This is a genomic window from Nostoc commune NIES-4072 (assembly GCF_003113895.1).
Lineage (GTDB): Bacteria > Cyanobacteriota > Cyanobacteriia > Cyanobacteriales > Nostocaceae > Nostoc > Nostoc commune.
This window is the reverse complement of sequence record NZ_BDUD01000001.1, coordinates 5193601-5216580: the sequence shown is the minus strand read 5'-3', so window position 1 is coordinate 5216580 and position 22980 is coordinate 5193601. Positions and strand designations below refer to the sequence as shown.

20 protein-coding genes and 1 pseudogene are annotated in these 22980 nt (G+C 39.9%); 11 read left to right on the top strand and 10 right to left on the bottom strand.

All coding sequences use genetic code 11. From position 1 onward, the window contains the following. Positions 1 to 354 precede the first annotated feature (354 nt). Entirely contained in the window at positions 355 to 1917 is a 1563-nt protein-coding gene (locus tag CDC33_RS23180) for an ammonium transporter (RefSeq protein ID WP_109010908.1), read from the bottom strand. Between the two features lie 790 nt (positions 1918 to 2707). Next, positions 2708 to 2899, bottom strand: a complete 192-nt coding sequence (locus CDC33_RS37915; RefSeq protein ID WP_146195850.1) for a hypothetical protein — start codon at positions 2897 to 2899, stop codon at positions 2708 to 2710. A 366-nt stretch (positions 2900 to 3265) separates the two neighbouring features. On the opposite strand from CDC33_RS37915, the gene CDC33_RS23170 reads away from it, so the two are divergent. The 4 genes from CDC33_RS23170 (at position 3266) to CDC33_RS23155 (ending at position 6705) form a co-directional block, all read left to right on the top strand. Next, positions 3266 to 3751: a glutathione peroxidase gene (locus tag CDC33_RS23170; RefSeq protein ID WP_109010907.1), complete on the top strand. Its 486-nt coding sequence runs from the start codon at positions 3266 to 3268 to the stop codon at positions 3749 to 3751. Positions 3752 to 3908: 157 nt separating this feature from the next. Then, complete coding sequence (locus CDC33_RS23165; RefSeq protein ID WP_109010906.1) at positions 3909 to 4730, top strand: SDR family oxidoreductase; 822 nt, start codon at positions 3909 to 3911, stop codon at positions 4728 to 4730. Positions 4731 to 4752: 22 nt separating this feature from the next. Beyond that, positions 4753 to 5706, top strand: a complete 954-nt coding sequence (locus CDC33_RS23160) for an alpha/beta fold hydrolase (protein WP_109010905.1) — start codon at positions 4753 to 4755, stop codon at positions 5704 to 5706. A 264-nt stretch (positions 5707 to 5970) separates the two neighbouring features. Next, positions 5971 to 6705, top strand: coding sequence for a redoxin family protein (locus CDC33_RS23155; RefSeq protein ID WP_109010904.1), 735 nt, complete (start codon positions 5971 to 5973; stop codon positions 6703 to 6705). 69 nt (positions 6706 to 6774) lie between these two features. Here the strand turns inward: CDC33_RS23155 and CDC33_RS23150 are convergent, their stop codons facing one another. Then, positions 6775 to 7032, bottom strand: a complete 258-nt coding sequence (locus CDC33_RS23150; protein ID WP_244919326.1) for a hypothetical protein — start codon at positions 7030 to 7032, stop codon at positions 6775 to 6777. A gap of 323 nt (positions 7033 to 7355) precedes the next feature. Here CDC33_RS23150 and CDC33_RS23145 point away from each other — a divergent pair. From CDC33_RS23145 to CDC33_RS23130, 4 genes and pseudogenes are all read left to right on the top strand, one after another. Further along, positions 7356 to 7682, top strand: a pseudogene (locus tag CDC33_RS23145) (hypothetical protein); the annotation flags it as partial. Between the two features lie 92 nt (positions 7683 to 7774). Continuing rightward, on the top strand, positions 7775 to 8542 hold the full coding sequence (locus tag CDC33_RS23140; RefSeq protein ID WP_109010902.1) for a phosphatase PAP2 family protein: 768 nt from the start codon (positions 7775 to 7777) through the stop codon (positions 8540 to 8542). Between the two features lie 514 nt (positions 8543 to 9056). Beyond that, positions 9057 to 9893: a sulfite exporter TauE/SafE family protein gene (locus tag CDC33_RS23135; protein WP_109010901.1), complete on the top strand. Its 837-nt coding sequence runs from the start codon at positions 9057 to 9059 to the stop codon at positions 9891 to 9893. A gap of 1 nt (position 9894) precedes the next feature. Continuing rightward, positions 9895 to 10449, top strand: coding sequence for a DUF1634 domain-containing protein (locus CDC33_RS23130; RefSeq protein WP_109010900.1), 555 nt, complete (start codon positions 9895 to 9897; stop codon positions 10447 to 10449). A 63-nt stretch (positions 10450 to 10512) separates the two neighbouring features. Here the strand turns inward: CDC33_RS23130 and CDC33_RS23125 are convergent, their stop codons facing one another. After that, complete coding sequence (locus CDC33_RS23125) at positions 10513 to 10785, bottom strand: hypothetical protein (RefSeq protein ID WP_244919325.1); 273 nt, start codon at positions 10783 to 10785, stop codon at positions 10513 to 10515. A gap of 83 nt (positions 10786 to 10868) precedes the next feature. On the opposite strand from CDC33_RS23125, the gene CDC33_RS39005 reads away from it, so the two are divergent. Both CDC33_RS39005 and CDC33_RS23120 read left to right on the top strand, forming a co-directional pair. After that, complete coding sequence (locus CDC33_RS39005; protein ID WP_181374109.1) at positions 10869 to 11042, top strand: hypothetical protein; 174 nt, start codon at positions 10869 to 10871, stop codon at positions 11040 to 11042. 237 nt (positions 11043 to 11279) lie between these two features. Further along, entirely contained in the window at positions 11280 to 11741 is a 462-nt protein-coding gene (locus CDC33_RS23120; protein ID WP_109010898.1) for a DUF7980 family protein, read from the top strand. A gap of 249 nt (positions 11742 to 11990) precedes the next feature. Here CDC33_RS23120 and CDC33_RS23115 read toward each other — a convergent pair whose 3' ends face one another. From CDC33_RS23115 to CDC33_RS23100, 4 genes are all read right to left on the bottom strand, one after another. Further along, positions 11991 to 12284 carry a hypothetical protein gene (locus CDC33_RS23115; protein WP_109010897.1) on the bottom strand — a complete coding sequence of 98 codons (294 nt, stop codon included), beginning with the start codon at positions 12282 to 12284 and terminating at the stop codon, positions 11991 to 11993. Positions 12285 to 12807: 523 nt separating this feature from the next. After that, on the bottom strand, positions 12808 to 16119 hold the full coding sequence (locus tag CDC33_RS23110; RefSeq protein ID WP_109010896.1) for a GAF domain-containing protein: 3312 nt from the start codon (positions 16117 to 16119) through the stop codon (positions 12808 to 12810). A 252-nt stretch (positions 16120 to 16371) separates the two neighbouring features. Further along, entirely contained in the window at positions 16372 to 17559 is a 1188-nt protein-coding gene (locus CDC33_RS23105) for a TRC40/GET3/ArsA family transport-energizing ATPase (protein ID WP_109010895.1), read from the bottom strand. Between the two features lie 176 nt (positions 17560 to 17735). Further along, on the bottom strand, positions 17736 to 18566 hold the full coding sequence (locus tag CDC33_RS23100) for a peptidoglycan-binding domain-containing protein (protein WP_109010894.1): 831 nt from the start codon (positions 18564 to 18566) through the stop codon (positions 17736 to 17738). Positions 18567 to 18907: 341 nt separating this feature from the next. Between CDC33_RS23100 and CDC33_RS23095 the strand changes: the two genes are divergently transcribed. Beyond that, a complete protein-coding gene (locus CDC33_RS23095; RefSeq protein WP_109010893.1) occupies positions 18908 to 19444 on the top strand; it encodes a Uma2 family endonuclease in 537 nt (178 codons plus the stop codon). A gap of 32 nt (positions 19445 to 19476) precedes the next feature. Here the strand turns inward: CDC33_RS23095 and CDC33_RS23090 are convergent, their stop codons facing one another. Both CDC33_RS23090 and CDC33_RS23085 read right to left on the bottom strand, forming a co-directional pair. Next, positions 19477 to 20025 (bottom strand): 2'-5' RNA ligase family protein, encoded by a 549-nt coding sequence (locus CDC33_RS23090; protein ID WP_109010892.1) that lies wholly within the window; start codon positions 20023 to 20025, stop codon positions 19477 to 19479. A 16-nt stretch (positions 20026 to 20041) separates the two neighbouring features. Next, on the bottom strand, positions 20042 to 22768 hold the full coding sequence (locus CDC33_RS23085) for a CHAT domain-containing protein (protein ID WP_109010891.1): 2727 nt from the start codon (positions 22766 to 22768) through the stop codon (positions 20042 to 20044). Between the last annotated feature and the right edge of the window lie 212 nt (positions 22769 to 22980).

The window sequence follows — 22980 nt, the reverse complement described above, 5'->3', positions numbered from 1 at the left end:
TTAACTTTGATTCAGATCACGCAGACTCATGGTGGCATTATTCAGTTAATACTCGCAAGTATATTGGTATATTTAATTTTATACTTTCCTAAGTAAGTCGGCGTTAACGAAGAGACAAGGGGTTAATAATTCAAAATTAAAGATATTTCAGAAGGGGACTTTTACCCCGAGTGTAGAAAGATCCCGCAGGGTAACTGATGCTATATGTAAAAATTTGAAAAAGTAGGGGGTTTTATACCTCCTACTTTTCCCCGCTTCGATAGAGAATTTTGCGGAATCAGTTCAATCTACTAATGGTGTGTTGGTAGCTCATATTAGGAATATGCCAGAGAGTAAACCAAAGAAATATTTACCCTAATATCTGCCAATTGAGCTTTGTTCTCCAGAAAATCCAGTTCCATCACCTTCTTTGAGAAATCCACTGTAGGCTTCCATACCGTGTTCACCGATATCCAAACCTTCTAGTTCCTCTTCTTTGGATACTCTGATACCTAAAGTAGCTTTCAGCGCTAGCCAAAAGATGCTACTGAGTAAGACAGTGAAGCCGCCTACTGAGACAACGCCCAGCAACTGAATACCGAACTGTCCAAAGCCACCACCTGCAAATAAACCTTTTGCTGGGCCAAGTGTATCGCCATACCAGGAATAAACACCAGGGCCAACTGCCCAAAGACCCACTGCTAAAGTTCCCCAGATGCCACAAACTAGGTGAACTGAGGTAGCTCCTACTGGGTCATCAATGCCAAGTTTGTCAAAGAATGTTACAGAGAAAACTACTAGTACTCCGGCAATCAACCCAATGAGTAAAGAAGCAGGAATGCCTACGTAAGCACAAGGCGCTGTAATCCCAACCAAGCCAGCCAAAATACCATTGATAATCATTGACAGGTCTGGTTTACCTAAGTATAACCAAGCTGTAACGGTGGCAGCAATTCCACCGGCAGCAGCAGCCATGTTAGTGGTGACAGCAATGTGACTGATCGCACTAGGATCGGCAGCCATCACAGAACCGGGGTTGAAACCAAACCAGCCCAACCACAGGATCAGACAGCCCAAAGTGGCAATACTCATGTTGTGACCAGGCATAGCCACAACTTGCCTATCTTGATATCTACCAAGACGGGGGCCAAGAAATGCTGCTCCCATCAAAGCTGCCCAACCACCTACAGAGTGAACCACAGTAGAACCGGCAAAATCCCAAAAGCCTCTGTCTGCTAGCCAACCAGTTCCCCAAATCCAGTGTCCGGTAATGGGGTAGAGAATACCTACAAGTAAGAGGCTAAAGATTAGGAAGTCAACAAACTTAATCCGTTCGGCTACTGCACCAGAAACGATTGTTGCTGCTGTTCCAGCAAACACTAGCTGGAATAAAAACTTGGCAGCTAAAGGTACACCAGCCCAACTAATAGCACCGAAGATACCTTTATAGGTTTCTCCTGTGGCGGGACTGTTATCTGCTCCTCCTAAGAAAAACCCATTCAATCCAATGAAGTCGTTGCCATCACCGAACATTAAGCCAAAACCGAGTACCCAAAAAGCAACGCTGGACAAAGCAAATACAATCAAGTTTTTGGAAAGAACGTTAACAGCGTTTTTCTGACGACAGAAGCCGGTTTCTAACATACAAAAACCAGCATTCATGAAGAACACTAAAAAGGCTGCGATCGCAACCCACAGCGTATCAAGAGCAACTTTGAGTTCTGCTGTGGTTGGCCCTGCGGCTGGAGTTTGGGCAACTGCGGCATAACCCCAACCCAATACAATCAGACAAGCTAAAGGTAAGCAGGCTTGCCAACTGGGAGAGAGTCGCTTAATTGCTAGATTAAATAGCTTGACTTTTGAGTTTATCTGTGAATTGACGACGTAATTTCTTGCAGACAGACGCCTATTTTTTGTTTTCGATTTTTGTTTGTACATGAATTTGAACATCATCCTCAAAACTATCCTTAAAAAAGGGAAAAAACAGGTTAAGCAGAAAAAACTACCGCCCGAACTTCAATCCAGTGGTTTTTGATATTTTTCCTTTAGACCACTTGTTTAAAACCAGAAAATCAAATTACCTGAGTAGGAGTTTAGGAAACTCTTGGCACATCTGTAAGTATTTTTTTTAGATATTCTTAAGTAATTATGGTGTATTTTCTGCAACAGTCAAGTTTTCTTTACTTAATCTTTAATTTTTCACAAAGAAATTTTGTTCAGGAAATCGCCAGAAATTGTCAATATTCTGAAAGGATGCAACACAGTTACAGCTGATTTTTCCCCACGCTAAGATGGTTACAGCGACGTAAATTGAGTTTTCTAGTAAGGCCTTAACTACACCTCTTTGGCAGATAAAGCCTGCTTCTAACATGGCAAAGCCAATTTTATGAAGAATACTAAAAAACTAGTGATTAGTACACAGGTAAGATCAATAGAAATTTGCAGTTTAGATGTAGTTTCAGATAAAGACTCAATAGTGGGAGCTTTACAGAAATTATGAAACTACTTCTTATTTTACCTTTGGTAAATTTATGCTTAGACGGATAAATTTGACTGATTTTCTATTTACTAAAACCAAAAAGCTGTATCACAGAATACATTTTTTCGCTTTTTTTATGGCAAATAGCTCTTGATGCAACAAGTTAAGCATCTATATCCTTTATCGGTAGGTATTTTCTGATTTCAGGATCGGACAATTATGAATAATATTACGTTTTTATACAAAAAGTTAAATTTTTGTTACTTTAAAAGCTACATTGAAGAACAATAATTCTCCCTTAAACTGACCACTGGGTGTAATCCAGAAGCTATCATTGGTGAAATAACCGATACGATATGTCCGCACTCTCGACCATCCAATCTTGTTGATAAAAGTAACAGTTGTAGAGATAAACTCAACACGAAGATTAAGATAATTCATAATTTATCCCGGCGAAAAGATTTGTATCAAAAGTAACGCAGATTTACAAGCCTATCCTGAGAGTCTGGATTAGTGGAGGTATTTACAGAAGAGTTCTCACTCAGGTAAACTCACAGGCGATCGCTATCGTTATTGATTGGGTGCAGCAGTTGAGCGACGCTCTACCTCTTAGTTGGTCGTTAAACATCGCCTAGCCTATTCAGCATCAATCACTGAAAGAAACATTTATCGAAACTCTTATACAAGCTTACAGCCTGAATTAAATAGAATCATAGGGCTAACAAACCTAATTTCCTTAAAAAAAGAGGGTTTACAGTACCTGTAATATGGGAGACTTGGCAATATTCCCTATAAATCAGATTCAAGATGAGTAAAACGATTTCGGACATCGTAGTTAAGACTATCAACGGTGAAGATAAACAATTAAACGAGTATACCGACAAGGTACTCTTAATTGTGAATGTGGCATCCTACTGCGGTTATACTTCTCAATACGAGGGGTTAGAAAAATTGAACCAGAAGTACAGGGAAGCAGGGTTACGTATTTTAGGTTTCCCCTGTAACGATTTTGGAGCGCAGGAACCAGGAAGCAATGAAGAAATTGTGAAATTCTGCACGAGTAAATATAATGTTACCTTTGAACTATTCGATAAAGTTCATGCCAAAGGCTCGCAGCAGCATCCACTTTATGACAGACTTACCAAAGCCATTGAGCCAACTGGAACTATTGCTTGGAACTTTGAAAAATTTTTAGTTAATAAACAAGGTGAAGTGATAGCTAGATTTAATAGTAGTATCCAGCCAAATTCACCAGAAATTATTGCCATAATAGAGAAAGAATTAGCTAAATAGTTATTAGTCATTAGTCATTAGTCATTAGTCATTAGTCATTAGGCTGTACTATTGATATTCTTTTTTGGTTATGGAGTGTTAAATTTATTTACGTCCAGTCCCTTAATTGAGAATATTGTCTCAATGAGTAGTTTAATTTATTTGTGTCTAATTTGTCATGAACGTTGCAATCATTGGTTGTGGTTATGTTGGTTATAAAGTTGCTCAATATTGGCAGGAAAAGGGGAATTTTGTTGTCAGTGTAACCACAACTTCCTCTGAGCGTGTCCCTGCACTAAAATCAGTATCCCAAAGAGTTGTAGTTACCCGTGGTAATGACTTAGATAGTCTAAAATCAGTTTTGCACAATCAAGATGTTGTACTTTTGAGCGTTGGTGCAAAAGGTACAGAAGTTTATGAAGAAACTTATCTACAAACTGCCCAAACTTTAGTTTCATCCTTACAGCAGATTCCGAGTGTAAAACAATTAGTATACACAGGTAGTTATGCCGTATATGGTGACAGAAACGGTGTTTGGGTAGATGAAGAAACACCGCTTGCACCCGCTAATTTAAATGCACAAATTCTCCGAAAAACAGAGGATGTCCTGCTATCAGCATCTAGCGAAAATCTCCGCGTTTGTATCTTTCGCTTAGGAGGAATTTATGGCCCTGGTAGAGAACTGGTGAAAATATTTAGCAGATATTCTGGTACAACTCGTCCCGGCGGCGAAGATATCACAAATTGGATTCACCTGGATGATATTGTTGGTGCGATAGAATTTGCCCGTTACCGTCGTTTACAAGGGATTTATAATCTGGTAGATGATGCACATCTCACCAGTCAAGACTTGCTAGATGGCCTATTTGAAAAACATAATTTACCCAAAGTTATATGGGATACTTCTATTAAGAGTACCCGCCCATATAATGCTTGGGTATCGAATGAAAAGCTGAAAGAAGCTGGATACCAGCTAATTCATCCACAGATAATTTTTTAGCAACTATTAAAAACTAGGAATTATGCAACCATCTGCTGTAACTAACACAACCAATCTGACAGCATCTCCTAGCCAGTTTTACAGTTGGCGGAATTATCGTTGCGCCTACGAAGTTCATCAACCAACTAACACAACACCGGAGGGTATTCCCTTACTATTAATTCATCCTATTGGCGTTGGATTGTCGCGGCAATTTTGGCAGCGATTCTGTCGAGAATGGTATAATTCAGGTCAGCGTAATTCAATTTATAACCCTGATTTACTAGGGTGTGGCGAAAGTGATATGCCTCATCTTGCTTACACTCCTAGTGATTGGGCAGAACAGTTGCAGTACTTTTTACAAACAGTAGTGCAAAAACCTGTCATTGTAGTAGTACAAGGCGCTTTATTACCAGTAGCAATCGCATTAGTCCAAAAGCAATCAAACTTAATTGCCAAACTTGTACTCTCTGGGCCTCCAACGTGGGCTTTGATCACAAATAAATCACCAGAATGGCGGCAAAAATTTGCTTGGAATCTATTAGATTCTCCTTTTGGTAATGCTTTTTATCGCTATGCACGCACCCGAAAATTTTTACATTCTTTCTCAACTCGTCAACTTTTTGCTTCTGATAATGCTGTGGATGCTGAGTGGTTAAACACATTGCTTGCAGGTGCAGAAGATCCTGCTAGTCGTCATGCAGTGTTTTCTTTTCTCGCAGGGTTTTGGCGACAGGATTATACTAATTCTATCGCCTCTATTGAGCAACCAACATTAGTAGTTGTTGGCGAGACTGCATCGAGTATTAGTCAAAAAGGTAAAAAAGAAACGCCAGACGAACGCTTAACTCATTATCTCGCATGTTTGCCTCAAGGTCGAGGTATAAAAATAAATGGGCGCAATGTTTTACCCTATGAATCAACTACTGAATTTATAGCAGCGATCGCGACCTTTATCAAGGAAAATTCAGAACCCAAGAGTCAGAATTCAGCGTGAATTGGTGGAGTCCGACTGGGTAATGAATATTGGTTTAAAACCTTGCCCCTCATAGCACAACAAAATTCAAATATTCTTCCGGTTATTACTCCATCCTTAAGAGCGGGACGCTGCGCGAACATGGATAGAGGATTCTGACTTCTGAATTCTGAATCCTGAATTCTGTTTTATTAATGAAGTTTTTTAGCTGATTGATAGTTACATCATACCAGTCTTCCCATGATAGGTTATGACTGGAATTGATTACTAAAGGCAAGCAAAATTATGTTCACCAATCGCCGAGGAGAAAGAGTTCCTAATGTCACTTTTCATACTCGTGTAAACAATGAGTGGGTGGATGTGACAACCGATCAATTATTTGCTAATAAGACAGTGGTTGTCTTCTCCTTACCGGGTGCTTATACTCCAACTTGTTCATCGACTCATCTCCCTGGTTATAACGAATTGGCTGGGGTTTTCAAAGAAAATGGTGTCGATGACATTATCTGTATTTCTGTCAATGATCCCTTTGTGATGAACGAATGGGCAAAAGTTCAAGAAGCAGAAAATATCAAACTAATTCCCGATGGTAATGGTGAATTTACTGAAGGCATGGGTATGCTGGTAGACAAATCAGATTTGGGATTTGGGAAGCGATCGTGGCGCTACTCGATGCTGGTAAAAGATGGTGTAATTAACCAAATGTTTATTGAGCCAGACGAGCCAGGAGATCCCTTTAAGGTATCCGATGCTGAGACAATGCTCAGATATATCAATCCCCAAGCAGTGAAGCCCGAACTCGTTTCTCTGTTTGCCAAAGTCGGTTGTCCCTTCTGTGCGCGTGCCAAAGAGATGCTTAAGGAACATGGTATCAACTACGAGGAAATTACCTTGGGTAAAGATATCACCACACGTTCCTTACGAGCGGTTACAGGTGCAACAACAGTTCCGCAAGTATTTATCGATGGTAAATTAATTGGTGGTTCTGAAGCATTAGAAGCTTACTTCGCTGCTAAATAGTTTTCACTAGGGGCGCACAGATGTGCGTCCCCACAACGTATTCAAAGATCGCCCTTGGATGATTGAGTTTTAGTAACGGCGATCGCGTTCCAAATCATAAATCACTTTCTCTAAATACCATTCATCCGATTCACCCTGATGCCTCTGGCGTTGCTGTTTGAGCAATCGTTCGGCTGTTGTCGCATCACCATTAAGTAAAATAAGTAAACGTTTTTGCAATTTTCTGTTTTTCGGGTCACTGAAGTATGGCTTAGAACCCTTGCCCCGTGGTTGAGATGACCACAGTTTGATTAAGACAAGTGATAAGCTGATGATCACAACCACCACAATCAATCCCATACTTATTAAAATTAAGTAGTTATCATCTTATATTTTGTAAAAATTTTACCTCTGTAGCATCAGTGATTTTTTGGATGTTTTCGTAGTTAAACTAAAAACATCTAAATTGCATAGTCGAATTAAATTAAATTCTTGTGGGGTGGTTAATATGAGCGCCCTGATTATACAAGGTTATTTGCAGAACAGCTTAATTAGTAAGTCTCGATGTCGTACTTTTGGCGGTAACTTACACTATCTTTTATAGGACTAATATTTGATTCTGAAGAAACTCCGTACAGATCGAAAAGCCTTTCATTTATTCAAAATACAATATGTTTGCTAGAATCCGCCGAATTTTGAACCAACTTTTTAGTAACTCAAGGACAATCAACAACGAACCACTGAATAAAGTAAGTTTGATTGTCATTATTTTAATTGATATTTTTATCTTGATTAATGTTTTTACCGGACTCGATGATATTAGCAGATGGTATATCAGCCCGACCGAAGCTTATCCATGTTATTCAGAATGGCAAAACTACCGAACAAAAACCACTCAAGATAAAGACTATGAAATTGTTAAACTTTCATTACCAGATAATGCAAACAATCAACTCAATTTTCAGCAAAACTATCAACAAGCCGAAGCAGGACATCTGTTTGTTGATCATGAGTAAAAGGAACTAAAACTATCTAGTGATAGATGACATTGAGAAACAACTTCTACCTTAATTAATTACAATAACTTAATATGAAAAAAGTGAAAACAGCCGATAAAGAGAGTCATTCGCCTCTTTCTTTTCTCAAAAACCTGTTGATTGCCCGTTGGCGATCGCTCTTACTCCTCTTGATAGGAGTATACTTACCTTTTCAGGTTTTTGAAATTCTGACAGTGAAGATATGGGAAAATAAAGCTGGCTTCCCGTGGGATGTGCCTATTTTGTTAGCAGTTCATTCTACAGCAAACCCACAGCTTGATGTTTTAGCCGTGACGCTAGCGAAAATTGGAGATCCTTGGACGGCGGTACCAATTTTAGGTGCGATCGCACTCATATTATTACTTCAAAAACGCTGGCGATCGCTAGCTTATTTACTCACCGCCTCAGTGGGAAGTATGATCATCAACCGCACAGCAAAGGAATTAATGCATCGAGTGCGTCCACAATTGTGGCAGTCGATTGCGCCTGAGTCTAGTTTTGCCTTTCCCAGTGGTCATGCTATGACAAGTATAACTCTAGTAGCAATTTTGCTATTTTTAACTTGGGATAGTTCTCGGCGCTGGTTGGTTCTCATCTTTGGGAGCTTATATGTAATAGCTATTGGATGGTGTCGTCTCTATCTGGGGGTACATTTTCCCAGTGACGTTCTCGCGGGTTTGATGGTTGCATTAGGTTGGACAATTGGCGTCAGTCTAATTATCAAACCCTATAGAACTATAGCTAAATCGGTAGATGGCGATCGCCCTAAGGATGAAACTACTTTACTCCCTGAAGAAAGAGAGTTGATAACTAAGGAGTAATAAAGGCTTATTGTTTAGGCTGACGCACAGACACAGGCAAAAATCAAACTATAAATTTTTCTTAGTCGTCTTTAGACGACTTTCGCTATTAGACTCAAAATTCATTAAACATCTCCAAAAAAGAATGTAGAGACGTATAATTGCTACGTCTCTACAAGGGTTCTAGATAACGCATATTTAATTTCTGGAGATGTCTATTCTAAGGCGGGCTAGATGAGAATAAAATAGCCCTGCTTTTTTTAGTAGATGCATTAATTACTCATGCGTCTACAATCTCTTGCAAGAGGGATTAGTACCAGGTTGATTGAATTAAATCACCCCAATATCTAGGTTTGGCTTCCAAACTAAGTTACTTCCATTAGTAACTTTAATTACAAAATTACATTGTCTTTCTTTCTCGGAAATACTGGCGCAATCTTTTGTAAGCCAGTAGTCAACTTGACAATTAAGTTTTCAATGATACAAAAAATATATTGGCATCTTGATATACATGTAAAAAAAAGAGGAAGTAAATTTGACTATTTTAGAGTTTTCATTATTAATTTGGATTGGTTCATTTAGCGCTGGCTTGTTAGGGGCGCTAACTGGGTTAGGAGGTGGAGTAGTAATTGTTCCCTTATTAACTTCGGTATTTGGCGTTGATATTCGCTATGCCGTTGGTGCTTCACTAGTATCTGTAATTGCAACTTCTTTGGGTGCAGCGTCTACCTATATTAAAAAAGGCTATACCAATTTGCGATTGGGAATGTTTTTAGAAGTAGCTACAACCATTGGTGCGATCGCAGGAGCAATGATCGCTACTTTTGTTTCTGTGAAAGCCCTAACTATTGTACTAGCGATCGTCCTCATTTATTCAGCATACCTTTCACAACGTCCCAGAATTGAACATATTGAAGATGAAGTAGCAGATCCCATAGCAAATTATTTGAAACTGAATGGTACTTATCCAACTCCTGATGGAGTAATGTCTTATCAAGTCCATTCAGTACCAATGGGATTTGGTGTGATGTTAGTAGCTGGGGTGCTTTCTGGATTGCTTGGTATTGGTTCCGGGGGATTTAAAGTATTAGCGATGGATCAAACCATGCGGCTACCCTTTAAAGTTTCTACTACCACTAGCAATTTTATGATCGGCGTGACAGCAGCAGCATCAGCTGGAGTTTACCTAGCACGCGGCTATATCGATCCAGGATTATCCATGCCGGTAATGTTGGGGGTATTACCTGGTGCTTTCTTGGGCGCACGAGTCCTTACAGGCGCTAAAACGCAAATTTTGAGAATTATCTTCAGTGTTGTGCTAGTGGTAATGGCTTTGAAAATGGTCTACAACAGTTTAATAGGGGGGCTATAAAATGTATAAATTTAATAATACCTTTCGCTGGACATTCCTAGCACAACCTGATATTGAAGTGGTTACAATAACTTTACCGCATAAAGATATAGACTCTAATATCGAGCAATTAGAACAGTCTAGTAAGACAGTAGCACAATTGCCTAATAGCTGTGAGATTGATGTTAACAAGAATTTGACAAAAACATCAAGTGAGCAGCAATTGGAATATTTGCTCAGTAACCTGATGAAATATGGCGTTTTGATAGCTAGTGCTGTCGTTTTGCTGGGCGGTATACTCTACTTGATTCATCATGGTGCTGAACCTGCTGGATATCACTTTTTTCGGGGAGAACCATCGGAATTTCGCTCACCAGCAGGTGTAGTAAAAGCAGTTTTATCAGGTAGCGATAGCGCCATTATTCAACTCGGACTGTTACTATTAATTGCTACTCCAGTTGTGCGTGTTTTTATTTCCCTATTAACTTTTTTATTCCAGCGAGAATTTATTTATATGATTGTTACTTTATTAGTAATGACTAGTTTGATTTACAGTCTTGTAGGAGCGTATTACTAGAAATATTAAAAAAGGGGTAAAAATTTGATTTTACCCTTACAAAAAGTTAATTTCGTAAAACTGTTACGAGCCTTGTAAAAGGTCATTTATTGAATTTATACTCTGTTTAATTTGTTCTAGCAGAGAAGTTTTTAAGAAGTCAAAGTTGACTGTTGAAATATTGAAAAATCCTAAAGCATATAATAGGCTCGAAATCCCAATCAATAGAGCCAAAAATCTGCCAAAACAACCGGGATTAATTTCAATAAAACCTAGTTTAGATTGCCCGATGACGGCAATCGTTATAAAAACAATTCCTGCTATTAAAAATGTGCTATTTGGAGTTAAATCTGTCATTTTTATATTAAGATGCCTCATTAATTTTATTGTAACTATTATTAATTCAAATTTCTGCTCCAGCTATATGCAAAATAAAAATTATGCTACTCAACATCGACTTACCCCAGTCTAAGCAGGCTTTGGTTGTTGCAGTATCGGTGCTGGATTTCATCGTATGCTATGATTTAAAAGGATATAGTTTGATTTTGAAACCTATTGAGCGAGAACTTGCAGTGAGTGTCCCAATTGGCTTTAAATCCTTCTATTTAGCTTAGATATCATAGAAAAAACTCAGATTTTACGAGATGCGATGTCTACGACAGGCTACACACTCATGCATGTCTGGTATAAATCACCGCACAATAGCATCTGAGTTAAACTTCTATTTAACTGAAACTATCTAGTGGTAAAACTTTCAGCATCAAAAAGCCAAAAATTCATCACTTCTGTACTAGACTTTGGTTTAGTTTATATATTAAACTACACTAAGTCGATGAGAATAGTGGGTTTTTATGGAAAGCGTCCAAAACGTCAGCCAAGAGTTGAATTTAGCAAGAGACACAACTCTGGAGGACTCACAACAGTCAACTCCAAAAGAGTTCAAAAAAGACATTTTCAAAAAACTCAGAGGTGGGTTCTTTTTAGTACTGGGATATTTATTGTCACCACTATGTTGGTGGAATGACCTACTATTTAATGTGCCAATAGCTTATGGTTTTGGGTATGCATGTAGTTTACTTTCCCCAAAATTACTTCTGCCTTGTTCAATTATAGGATACTGGCTCTCTAATATTGTAGGAATTCTCTTAATGCAATTCGGTTCTAAAGACATTTTTCAAAAAGAACCTCAAGAGCATAATCTGAAAAAAGAATTAGTCACAGGTCTAATTTCTTCAACAGCTTATACACTGTTGATTATACTATTGATCCAGTTGAAAATTCTTGATTCTCCTATTTTATTCGCCAACGGTTAGGGAACTCCAAAAAATAAATTATCCAATTTCTGGACTTCACTACGACTTCCCGTCCTCCTGTCCCCTGCCTTTTGTCCTCTTCATTGACTTTTCACGGTATGTGGAAAAGCTCATTTTAGCGGTTTACTAAACTCTGATTTTTCCTTAGCTATTTTCATTAATTCAAAGCTATTGATAATTAGGCTGTGAAAAAAACCACGCTTTTTTTAGACTTGAGGACTTCCCGTGAAAAGTCAGATTAATACTTATCTACATCATCGCATAGGTAGCGTGACCACTACGACCACCACCGCCTCCTCCAGAAGCATGTGAAGTGTTTCCATCTTCGATGTAATCTCCTACCTTGGCGCCAGCTAAAGCACCTGGAAGAATACCACCAGGGCCACCTGTAAAAAATCCTATAACTCCACCGACAACCCCTCCAACAATCCGCCCTAACAAACCACTTCCACTAATAGCAGCAATTTCTTCTGGGGAAAGTTCACTTAAGAGTGAGTTGTCTTGTAATTCTTGAGAGAGGTCTGAAATTGTAATCGTAGCCATTTTTCAATCTCCTAATATAATTTAGATGACAATACGGTTCAGTTAAGGATTTTTGGTATTGATTTCAGCATGTAGAGACGCGAAATTTCGAGTCTCTACAGAGGATTTTGGGCTTAACTGAACGGTATTGGTTTAGACGACTAAAATAATTCCATAGCCATAATTTCAGATTAATTTGGTAATTGCAATATTTTTTTAAGTGACAAAGAGACATAAATAGTGCAATTTTTGTATTTATTTTTGTGATAAATTTGCTGAAATTTCAGTTTTTTTTAGATTGGACTTGATATTTTAAAAATAAATTTATAAAATTTTAGCTCATAATCGCTGGGCTGGATAAGTATCAGTGTCTTCACCGCTAAAAACCGGGCAGTGAAAGCCTTGATTTACCGTAGGGGCAATTCATGAATTGCTCCTACATTTCGTACTTGATGCGTAAGTCCTAGAAATAATTACCTGACTTTTTCCGTTAAGTCTCTAAATAAAACTTTTATGCCCCTAAAAAATACAAAATTTTTTGTTTCTACGATTTGGTGATTTGTTTAATCGGAATTTCAATCCAAAATTCTGTACCTAACCCTGGCTGAGAATCACATTTAAACACACCACCGTGTTTATCTACGACAATCTGATAACTTATTGACAACCCCAAGCCAGTGCCTTTCCCCACTGGCTTAGTAGTGAAAAATGGGTCGCAAATTCTTGCTTTTAGGGCTTCCGGTATTCCTGGGCCATTGTCTATTATGCGAATTACTACGCTCTTAACATTGTCTTCAAGCTCTCCAAGAGCAGTCCGAATAGTAATTTGACTGGTATCAGGATTTGATTGAGATTCTCTGTAATCTTCTAGGGCATCGATCGCATTGCTTAAAACATTCATAAATACCTGATTCAGTGGCCCAGCATAGCACTCTACTAAGGGCAGATCGCTGTACTCTTTGACTAATTTAATCGCTGGACTTTCTGGTTTTGCTTTCAAGCGATGCTGTAAAATTAGCAAGGTGCTATCAATGCCGTCGTGAATATTAACTGGCTTCATTTCCGCCTGGTCAAGGCGAGAGAAATTTCGTAAACTCAAGACAATTTGCCGGATGCGATCAATTCCAATTTTCATGGAAGATAGAGTTTTGGGCAAATCTTCGATCAGAAATTCTAAGTCTACCTCGAAGGCGCGATCGCGTATCTCAAGACTGGGATTAGGGGTACTTTGCAAATAGAGGTTTAGTATACTGAGTAAATCTTCGGCATAATCGTTGACATGATTAATGTTGCCATAGATGAAGTTTACCGGGTTATTAATTTCGTGAGCAATACCAGCTACTAGTTGACCCAGTGAGGACATTTTCTCAGTTTGGATCAGTTGGGTTTGAGTTTGCTTTAAATCATGCAGAGCTTGAGTCAGCTTTTCGGTCTGCTCTTTAGTTTGATTATGCAATTGCGCTTGTTGAAGTGCAACCCCAAGCTGATTGGCAATTTGAGTGATAAACTTAATTTCCGAAGCTTCCCAATGGCGGGGTGCAGAGTTCTGGTAAGCTGCTAGTAAGCCCCATAGCTGTTGCCCGATAAATATAGGTGCGATCGCATAGGCTCTTGCCTGTAATTGCTCCAAAGCCGCAATGTGGCACTCAGAATGACCTGCTTGATAGATGTCATCAACTGCAAAGGTTTCATTGTGACGATATCGCCCACCTTGGGTTTCCTGTAAATAGCTATCTTGCCAAACTGTATTGATATTATCATTTACTAACTTTACCCAGCCATCACTCACAAACTCGGCGATATATTCACCACTCCAATCATCATGAAAGCGGTAAACTGCAACTCGATCTGCTTGTAGTGATTTGCAGATTTCTTGGGTAGTTGTCTGAAAAATTGCATCTAGATCAAGAGATTCCCTAACTTTGGCAACAACTTCAAACAATACTCGTTGTTGTTCTGCTGCTTGTTGCAAAATTAACGTCTGTTCTCGTGTCTGAGTAAGTAAATTAGCTTGCTGGAGTGCTACGCCCATTTGACCAGCAATTTGACTAAGAAAGTTAACTTCAGAGGCTTTCCATTGCCGAGGCCCAGTGTGTTGATAAGTTGCTAACAAACCCCAAAGTTTTTGCCCAACAAAAATCGGAGCAAGCACAAAAGCGTGAATTTGAAACTGTTCTAAATTATCGATATGACACTGATTAAACCCCATCTTGTAGATGTCATCGACTGCAAATGTTTCATTGTTGCGGTAGCGTCCTCCCTGTGTATCTTGTAAGTAGGTATCATTCCAAACTGTATTAACACCTAGTTCAGACTCATTCGACCAGTAAGGACTAGCAGCCTCAAAATCCCCGACAAATTCACCACCCCAATTAGAATCAAAACGATAAACTGAAACGCGATCGGCTTTGATTAATTGACAAACTTCTTTAGTAGTTGTCTGAAAAATCGTATCTGTGTCAAGAGATTCCCGAATCTCAGCAATAACTCTAAAAACAGCCTGTTCTTGCTCAGATGTCCGTTGTAACTCAACTGTGCGTCTTTTAACTTGTTTTTCTAAATTTTCATTAAAGGTTTGGACTTGTTGGTATAGTTCATACTGCTGAATTGCTGAAGCAAAATGTTTACCGATGTCTGTAGCTAGATCAATTTCTTCGACTGTCCATTTTTGAGCTTGTGCTTTTTTAGATTCGCGCCAAACCTCAAACGATAAACGGGGGTAAATCTGCCTTTGGTCGCTGTCATACTGCCCCGCCCATAACGTTTCTGTATCTATTTCGTTACGGAAAATACTTAAATAGCCCAGCAATTGCTGACGATACTGAAGTGGGATCATCAACATGCTACGAATTTTAGTTGCTTGAAAAGCGGGTTGCAAACTTCGCAAGCTAGGAGTTTGATATATATCTGAAATCGCCCAAGTATCGTATATCCCAGACTTGTAGTGTTCCTGCCAGACGCTATACTGCTCTATCAATGGATATATGGTTTGTTCTGGCATCACAGGCTGTTGTCCACAGATATAAAGCTTGGCACAAGTATTTCCTGGTATTAAACATTCTGTTAAGCTGCTCATGTTGCCATTATGGGAATCAAAAGCTGCATTTCTAATGCAAAGCCTGCCACCAACGCCATTAAAGGCAGCAACAGCCGCTTCTAGGGCTGGTTGTAATACAATTGTCGGTAATGAATGTAGTAAAGTAGCAATGCGGTTAATGATCGCTTCCCGTTCCCCTGTTTTGCGGACTTGAGTGAGCAGCATACTTTGAGCGATCGCCACTGAGAGCTGCTCGACTACCATCTGTACTGCTTCTAGTTCATATTCTGAAATCAAACGCGCTTGGGAATTATGAGACACTAATAGCCCCCAAAGTTGATCTTGATAGATAATGGGCGCTACTACAGAAGACTTTACCCCCATTGCCGTCAAATATTCAAGATGACATGGGTCTACAGGGCGGTAACGGATCTCCTCTGATATAGTTTCTCCATTTTCCAAGTCATGGAGGGGACTTTGACCAATCTTTTGAGTATCAACATTAACAACAGAACGCACCCGTGATTTAATAAATAGTTCACGAGCAGTGGGTGGAATATCATCAGCAGGGAAATTTAGCCCCAGTAGCGATGGCAAGCGATTGTTATAAATTGACTCAGCAATAACCTGACCACTGCCATCGGCATGAAATTTGTAAATCATCACTCGGTCAGTTTTTAGGAGCGATCGCACTTCTGCCGTCGTCACTGTGATAATTTCTTCAAACTCTAAGCTTCGCCGGATACGGTTTGTAATGCGGCGTAGTAAACTTTCTTCATGACGACATAAGGGTAAATCTGGTTCAGGGTTGGAGGTCATTGCTTATAGCAAAATCAATTAATAATTTGCAAAGTGACATAATTAAATCTAAAGCCATTTTGAAATTTGTTTAATCAATTTGTCTTCAGTAAAACTACGGGCAAATGATTAATAAAAATATTTATTTACCTTTTATATAAATTCAACCACACATCATAGAAACAGACGCTAAAAAATGGCGTCTGTATTAGCTACAACAAAAAAATCTTACTTCTTATTCTTGACTTTTTGTCAAACATTGCCGTAGCAACATTAAACTTTTATATTGTCAGCAAAGCGAATTTTAAGATAGTCGTCTTCCATCTTTGCCCCTCCTGGCTGTAGTGCTGCTAAGGCTTGCGGTAAAACTAAGTTACGACGGTGGTTGCCAATAGTAATGTTTAATTCGTCTCCATTTTTACTTAGTTGAACTTGGTTTTTCGGAATCCCAGGTAAATAAATTTCTAAGCTGTATTGGTTTTGCTCTTGTACGACTCTCATAGTCGTTTCTTTGTAATAAACCTGAGTTGGATCTTCATCTTTATAAAGAGTTTCTTTCAGGCGTTCTAAGGCAGCTAAACCACACATTTCCTCGGAAAATAGTGGAACTTCTTTCACTGGTAGAGGGTGGAAATTATCATGAATCTCCTGGCGATATTGCTCCTGACTTTCCTTCCAACGTTGGAAAAATGGGTCTTGGACTTCGCGGGGAATAATTCGATTAGCCACAATTAAATCTGTTGCCACATTATACAAACTTAGATAAGCATGGGCACGCAAAGACTCTTTAATCACCATTTTTTCGGGATTAGTTACCAAACGCACTGAAGTTTGAGTATTGTCTGTTAATACTTTTTCCAGAGCTTCAATTTGTTCATAAAACTCATAAGGTGCATCCATCACCTCTTTATCTGGTAACGAAAAACCAGCAATTGGTCTAAAAAGAGGTTCAACCAGAGGGCGAAGTGCTACCGAGATGTTTTGGAATGGTTTGTAAAAACGGCGCATATACCAGCCACCAACTTCAGGTAAACTCAGCAAGCGTAGTGCAGTACCCGTGGGGGCTGAGTCGATAATTAAAACATCAAACTCACCTTCATCGTAATGACGTTTCATCCTTACCAAGCCAAAAATCTCATCCATACCTGGTAAAATTGCCAATTCTTCTGCCTGTATGCCGTCTAAACCCCTTGCCTGTAAAACTTGGGTAATGTAACGTTTCACCGCACCCCAGTTTCCCTCAAGTTCTTGCAGAGCATCCAATTCTGCACCCCACAGATTTGGGCGAATTTTTTGGGGTGCATGTCCCAGTTCTATGTCAAAACTGTCTGCCAGCGAATGCGCGGGGTCTGTACTTAAAACCAATGTCTGATAGCCTAGTTCAGCACAACGCAGTCCAGTTGCAGCAGCAACGGAAGTTTTGCCCACGCCGCCTTTACCGGTCATTAAAATTACACGCATAGATGCTTTTGTCCTGCTTGAGGATTTTATTACATTTATTTACATTATCGACTGTTTAAGAAAATAAATGCTGCTTCACTTCGTCGAGGCGTGAACAGTTTGAATAGCTTAACTGAAGGCTTGACTCACCCGCCTAGAACTTTAATTCCAGGCGGGACATGATTTTTACGGTTAGTTTACTTCTTATTCCAGAGATTAATAAATTCTTTATAGATAGCTGGGGTGATCTGACTTTGTAAGTGATTTAGTGCATCACGATGGTTTTGATTGTTGTCATCATAATAAGTGAATAGATTCGTCAGCTTGACAATCTCAGGATTTTGATCGTTTGTCCCCCTCCATTTGTTAGTAACTTTGTGCAAAACGTCTTTGGGTAGATTTTGTTGTAAGTTATTTAGGGCTGTACTGTAAGAAGGATTTTTAGGATTCTTTTTGAATTGAGCCAATAAATCTATCAGCTTAATCTGTGACTGTGGCTGCGACTGCGGCTTGTTTGTAAGAGTAGATTGCTGTAAAATTTGACGCTGTTCAATAGTGGCAATGCCATTTTCAGTGAAACCCTGAGATTTCTGAAATTTCTTGACTGCTGTATAAGTGGCTGGCCCATAAAAAGGCCTGTCTGGAGGAATTTCGGCATTGGTTGCAAAACCGTGAAACTTCAATCTATTTTGAAGTCCGATGACTATTTCTTCCATTACACTTCGAGTTTGGGCATCAGCGTTACCATTAACCTCAAGTTTTTGTGGATACTGTTTCTGAAACTTTTTAATCGCTTCTTCAGTAGGATCATCGGTCAAAGAGTTGTTATTGAGCTTCCAGGGAGCAAATTTAGTCAGATCCGGTTTAGGGTCTATTTCAGGAGCTAAATATCCCAGCCCAATCAATATATGACGGATGACTTCAGGACTACTAACAGCCATACTTTTTGGTTCCTTTGGTACTAAACTACCATTTAATGTATCTTGGTTGACAAAAATTACGTAAGTATAAATAAATAAATCTAACATGTTTGTTTACAAGGTGTTCCAAACTTTAAGCGATGCGTGACCCAAGGTGCAACTCTTTGAAACGTTTAACTTTGATGGGCGATCGCTTCGGGTTGTTTCTAAATAGCGATCGCATATATTACATGCCATTATAACGACAATACTCCAGACAAAATTACGCAGCAATAACGCCGTAAAATCGTCATTTTAGTAGTTTAAGTAGCGCGATCGCACTTGGAGAATTAGTGGGAAAGCATATATAGCTGAAGTCTTAAACTTGATAGTAGTGCGATATATTACTAAGTTGAAACTAGTTTAATATTAAAGTGCGGCAAGAATCTATGCTCTCATAAGTGTTCAAAATGAAGTCAGTTGCAAAGATCCCTTTAGCCGAGTTTCTCTCTCAACCTAACATTGAGGCTTCGCCCGCATGGGAGTTAATTAACGGGCAAGCACTGGAAAAACCAATGCCAACCCTTTTTCACTCGCGCCTACAACGCAATTTAGTGAATTACATAAATAGTCATACTGAGCGGTTTGAAGCCGTGCAAGAACTGCGTTGTATTGTACCTCCCTACTCTCCAGTACCGGATATTTCCGTTATTGCTTGCGATCGCCTTGGCGATAAAGATGGCCCTCTAGAGGGAGCGCCTGACTGGTTAATTGAAATTCGCTCTCCTGACCAAAGCACCCTAGACTTGCAAAACAAAATTCTCCACTGTCTTAGCAACGGAACGCAATTAGCTTGGCTAATAGATATAACTCGTCAACAGATTTGGGTATGGCTTGGAGATGATCTGCCACTGGTTTGCTCCGCAGAAGACATTTTACCAACTTTGGGAGATTTGCCAAAGCTTATGGTTAACGCGGTGATGGCTATGACTCCCAGGCAAAGCTAAAGTAAAAGTAATGTAACCATACACTTTAAACGTTATTCATTGCTCAGAAAACCAAACTCTGATTCAATATTCCACCGCTTACCGTCGTGAAGCAGTAATGTTAATTTGTCGGCAGTAAACTCAAAATGCAACTGACGCTTTTCAAATTCTGGCCAAGCAACTCTAAAGTTTTGCTTTGTTAAATCTCGAAATGCAACCGTTATATGGGGAGCAAAAGGGCGAGTTTTAGAAACCTTGTCAACGATTCCCAAGTTGCTTTCTACATAAGCCATTAAATCTGCTTGCAAAGTTAAAAGTTCTTGACTTATGACTACATTAATGTATATGACACGAGGCGCAAAGGCATCAAATCCCTTGAGGGTAATAGCTACTGGCTGTTGTCTACTAGCAAATTCCTTCAAGGATGCTTCTAGCAGTGGCAAGTTATCATCTGCCCATTCAAAGGGTGGTTGCAGGGTAATATGAGGCGGAGATTTTAGCGCTCCGCTACTAGCATAGCGATCAGCGAAGTATTGCTTAATCTGGTTGGCGTAGTCTTGAATGTCTTGTGGTGGTAAAAGGGCGACAAAAAAACGGCTCATCTAGTTTATCTCCAAATTACAACCAATTCCCAATCAACACATAAGCAGACCAAAAGCTTGGTGCTTTGTAGTTAGGATGTTTCAGCAGTTCTAGCTGGGCCCGGTGAACAGCTTCGGCTTTGCTAGTTTTGCCCTTCTTGAGTTCTCGATAGAAGGCACTAACAAACATTGCTGTGGAGCGATCGTCGATTTGCCACAGGGATGCTATAGTACTGCGTGCCCCAGCTCGTACAGCTGCTCCTGCAAGACCCAGTGCTGCACGTTTGTCTCCTGTTGCTGTCTGGCAAGCACTCAAAACTAATAACTCTACTATGGTTTTACCCTGACTGCGGAAGAGAGTATCAAAATCTTTGACGTTGATCTGACCATCGAAATCTAAAATAAAAGTGTCTTCAAGGCGGGAACTAAACTGACCGTGGGTTGCTAAATGCACTATATTGAATGAAGTATCAGCAATTTCACTCTCTAAATTCTTTTTCTTAAAATCTCTATCTATTAGGCTAGTGGTCGAGACTCCTGCTTTAATAATGCCGTCGAATTCAGATTTGATCGCAAGCAACGGTGCAAACTTAGAAAAACCTGGTGGCGGCTGAGTCAGTCCTGCGGTTAGCGCCCTTAATTGCTGTTGTACTAGCGGTTTAGGGTCGAAGATTTGCAGACCCACGCTCAGAGCAATTGCATATTTCTCTACTAAATATTGCTTACCATCATAGAGAGCCGCCATTGGTAAATTGCGTAACGCGCCATCCAAAACAAACACTAAGGTATTTACCCCACTTTTTTGCAATTGTGACTCAATGGGTTTGAGCAGCCAGTCGTAAACTAGGTGTGCTTGGGTTTGAACTGCGTTGGTAGCGGTGGGATTGACAAGATTTTTTCGCAGTTCTACTAACAGTTTCTCTACATCTGCTTGGGATATCTTGTTACTGTAGTTTTGTAGGGGTTGTTTGGGAATTTTGACAATTACCTGGAGTTCGTCAGGAAGAATAATCGGATAAAGAATAGCAGCCGTGGGATTATCTTTATCTACCACTTGATCGAGGGATACTCTCTGACCTTGTAAGCAAGCTTGCTGGAAGAAATTGTTCAATTCTGCTATTTGGAGTGCTTCAATGCGCTCTCGTGCTTTCTCTAATATTTTTTCATCTGGTGATTTTCCTGCTTGGGATTTCAGCAGTAACTCTACTGACTCTCGGTAGACGGGTTCCACGCTGTCCCGGAAGTTGAATTGTACATCTTGGTTTACTACGTCTTTATTGGCTACTAAATCTCTGCGAAGAGACTGGAGAGTGGCCACAGCAGCATCATAAGCTGCGATCGCACCATTAATATCTTTTTGTGCCCACAGCAATCTACCTAATTGCCACTCTAAGGTATAGGTAATTTCTGGTGCATTGCTGCTCTGTGCCAACGCTAATCCTTGCCGGGTAAGCTCTTGCGCTTCTGGCCACTGTTTGGTTTCTTCGTACAAGCCCCCTAAACTCTTTAGTGCATAGGCTTCTGCTTGCTTGTCCCCTAAACTACGGGATTGCTGGATGGCGCTGGCGAGTAATACTGCTGAGTCTTGGTTACTGGATGCTTTGTAGTAATTCTGACTGGATGCGTGCAATATGTCACTTTTGACTTTTGCTAGACTTTGAGAAAAGTTTACTTGGGCGTAAATACTCGCACGGCTGAGGGGGAGTTGGTCGATTTGGGACTTAATCAACGGCAAGAGAGCTTGAATCTCTGCGGCTCGTTGATCTTCAATGAGTATTCTTAAGTAATTTAGTTGCGCTTGGACTTTTGTAATGGGTGAGGGAGATGCTGCAACTGTTTGTTGATAATAAGCGATCGCCTTTGGTTTGTCTTGTTGTTTAAGAGCATTATTCCCCAAGCTGAACAGACTGGCCCCAATATCAACGCTTGATTGCAGATTTCGAGCAATCGTCAGACTTTCTTCTAGCGCCTGATGTGACTTTTCCAAATCGCCCACTACTAAAAGCGCATCACCGAGCGATCGCAAACTCACTGTCTTTTCTATAGAGTCTGGCTGAGATTTTAAAGTCTGACTAACATGATCGAGTGTTTTGAGAGCGCGAGGGTAAAATCCTTGGGTTTGCCACGCCTGTGCTTGATTGATTAGCGATCGCACCACGCCGTTTTGATTATTTGCTTGCCTGTAAATTTTTTCTGTCTGCTGCCAAGTTGCTAAAGCCGCCTCCGCCTGTCCCATTGTCAGTTGGAGACGACCTTGAATATCCAGTGATTGGGCAAATATTTGCAGATTTTGGTTTTCATCCTGTACTTTGAGCAAATTTAAGCTCTCTGTAATTGCCTGCTGTGCCTGATCCCATGCACCGAGTTGTTGGTAAGCTAAAGAAAGATTACTCAGTGTTGCTGCCAGTCTGATCCTCTCCCCTTGCTGCTTATATACTTGGACAGCCTGTTGTAACACTTCTACCGCCTTGGTAAAGTTTCCGTTATTGTATAAAACTTTGCCTTGCTCTACTAATGAGGCTGGGTCAGCGACCACAGCCAGCGACGTAAGATTGTGAATTGGTGGTTGAGATGATAAATTAATTGAGCTAGAAACTTTTGCCAGCACGGGTGAACTAAGAATGCATAGCAGAGCTATTAGGAAGTACAAAGACAAGCCTAAAAACTGAGCAAGTGTGGTTTTCTGCCAATTCCCTGGCTGCTTTTGCTTTTTAACTTTTACAGAATTCGCACCAAAAACCCTAGTTTTTATAGCCATAAGCATGACAGAGGTAACTAATAACCAGGAACGCACAGGATTAACTGTAGGTATTTAGGCTACCAGGGTAATGTTACCATTTGCATCCATTGCTCACGCCCTAGCTCTCACAATCTTATGTGAGTTGATATTGCAAAAAATCAGCCTACTTAGTGGGCTGATTTTTATAAGTAAAATAAGTCAAGTACTTTAACCAAAAGCTTCAGTGCTGGAATCAA

Coding starts and splice junctions, on each gene's coding strand:
- CDC33_RS23085 (WP_109010891.1), bottom strand. CDS start 22,768: ATGCTTATGGCTATAAAAACTAGGGTTTTTGGTGCGAATTCTGTAAAA.
- CDC33_RS23130 (WP_109010900.1), top strand. CDS start 9,895: ATGTATAAATTTAATAATACCTTTCGCTGGACATTCCTAGCACAACCT.
- CDC33_RS23140 (WP_109010902.1), top strand. CDS start 7,775: ATGAAAAAAGTGAAAACAGCCGATAAAGAGAGTCATTCGCCTCTTTCT.
- CDC33_RS23120 (WP_109010898.1), top strand. CDS start 11,280: ATGGAAAGCGTCCAAAACGTCAGCCAAGAGTTGAATTTAGCAAGAGAC.
- CDC33_RS23115 (WP_109010897.1), bottom strand. CDS start 12,284: ATGGCTACGATTACAATTTCAGACCTCTCTCAAGAATTACAAGACAAC.
- CDC33_RS23105 (WP_109010895.1), bottom strand. CDS start 17,559: ATGCGTGTAATTTTAATGACCGGTAAAGGCGGCGTGGGCAAAACTTCC.
- CDC33_RS23170 (WP_109010907.1), top strand. CDS start 3,266: ATGAGTAAAACGATTTCGGACATCGTAGTTAAGACTATCAACGGTGAA.
- CDC33_RS23125 (WP_244919325.1), bottom strand. CDS start 10,785: ATGACAGATTTAACTCCAAATAGCACATTTTTAATAGCAGGAATTGTT.
- CDC33_RS39005 (WP_181374109.1), top strand. CDS start 10,869: ATGCTACTCAACATCGACTTACCCCAGTCTAAGCAGGCTTTGGTTGTT.
- CDC33_RS23095 (WP_109010893.1), top strand. CDS start 18,908: ATGAAGTCAGTTGCAAAGATCCCTTTAGCCGAGTTTCTCTCTCAACCT.
- CDC33_RS23110 (WP_109010896.1), bottom strand. CDS start 16,119: ATGACCTCCAACCCTGAACCAGATTTACCCTTATGTCGTCATGAAGAA.
- CDC33_RS23090 (WP_109010892.1), bottom strand. CDS start 20,025: ATGAGCCGTTTTTTTGTCGCCCTTTTACCACCACAAGACATTCAAGAC.
- CDC33_RS23180 (WP_109010908.1), bottom strand. CDS start 1,917: ATGTACAAACAAAAATCGAAAACAAAAAATAGGCGTCTGTCTGCAAGA.
- CDC33_RS23155 (WP_109010904.1), top strand. CDS start 5,971: ATGTTCACCAATCGCCGAGGAGAAAGAGTTCCTAATGTCACTTTTCAT.
- CDC33_RS37915 (WP_146195850.1), bottom strand. CDS start 2,899: ATGAATTATCTTAATCTTCGTGTTGAGTTTATCTCTACAACTGTTACT.
- CDC33_RS23160 (WP_109010905.1), top strand. CDS start 4,753: ATGCAACCATCTGCTGTAACTAACACAACCAATCTGACAGCATCTCCT.
- CDC33_RS23100 (WP_109010894.1), bottom strand. CDS start 18,566: ATGTTAGATTTATTTATTTATACTTACGTAATTTTTGTCAACCAAGAT.
- CDC33_RS23165 (WP_109010906.1), top strand. CDS start 3,909: ATGAACGTTGCAATCATTGGTTGTGGTTATGTTGGTTATAAAGTTGCT.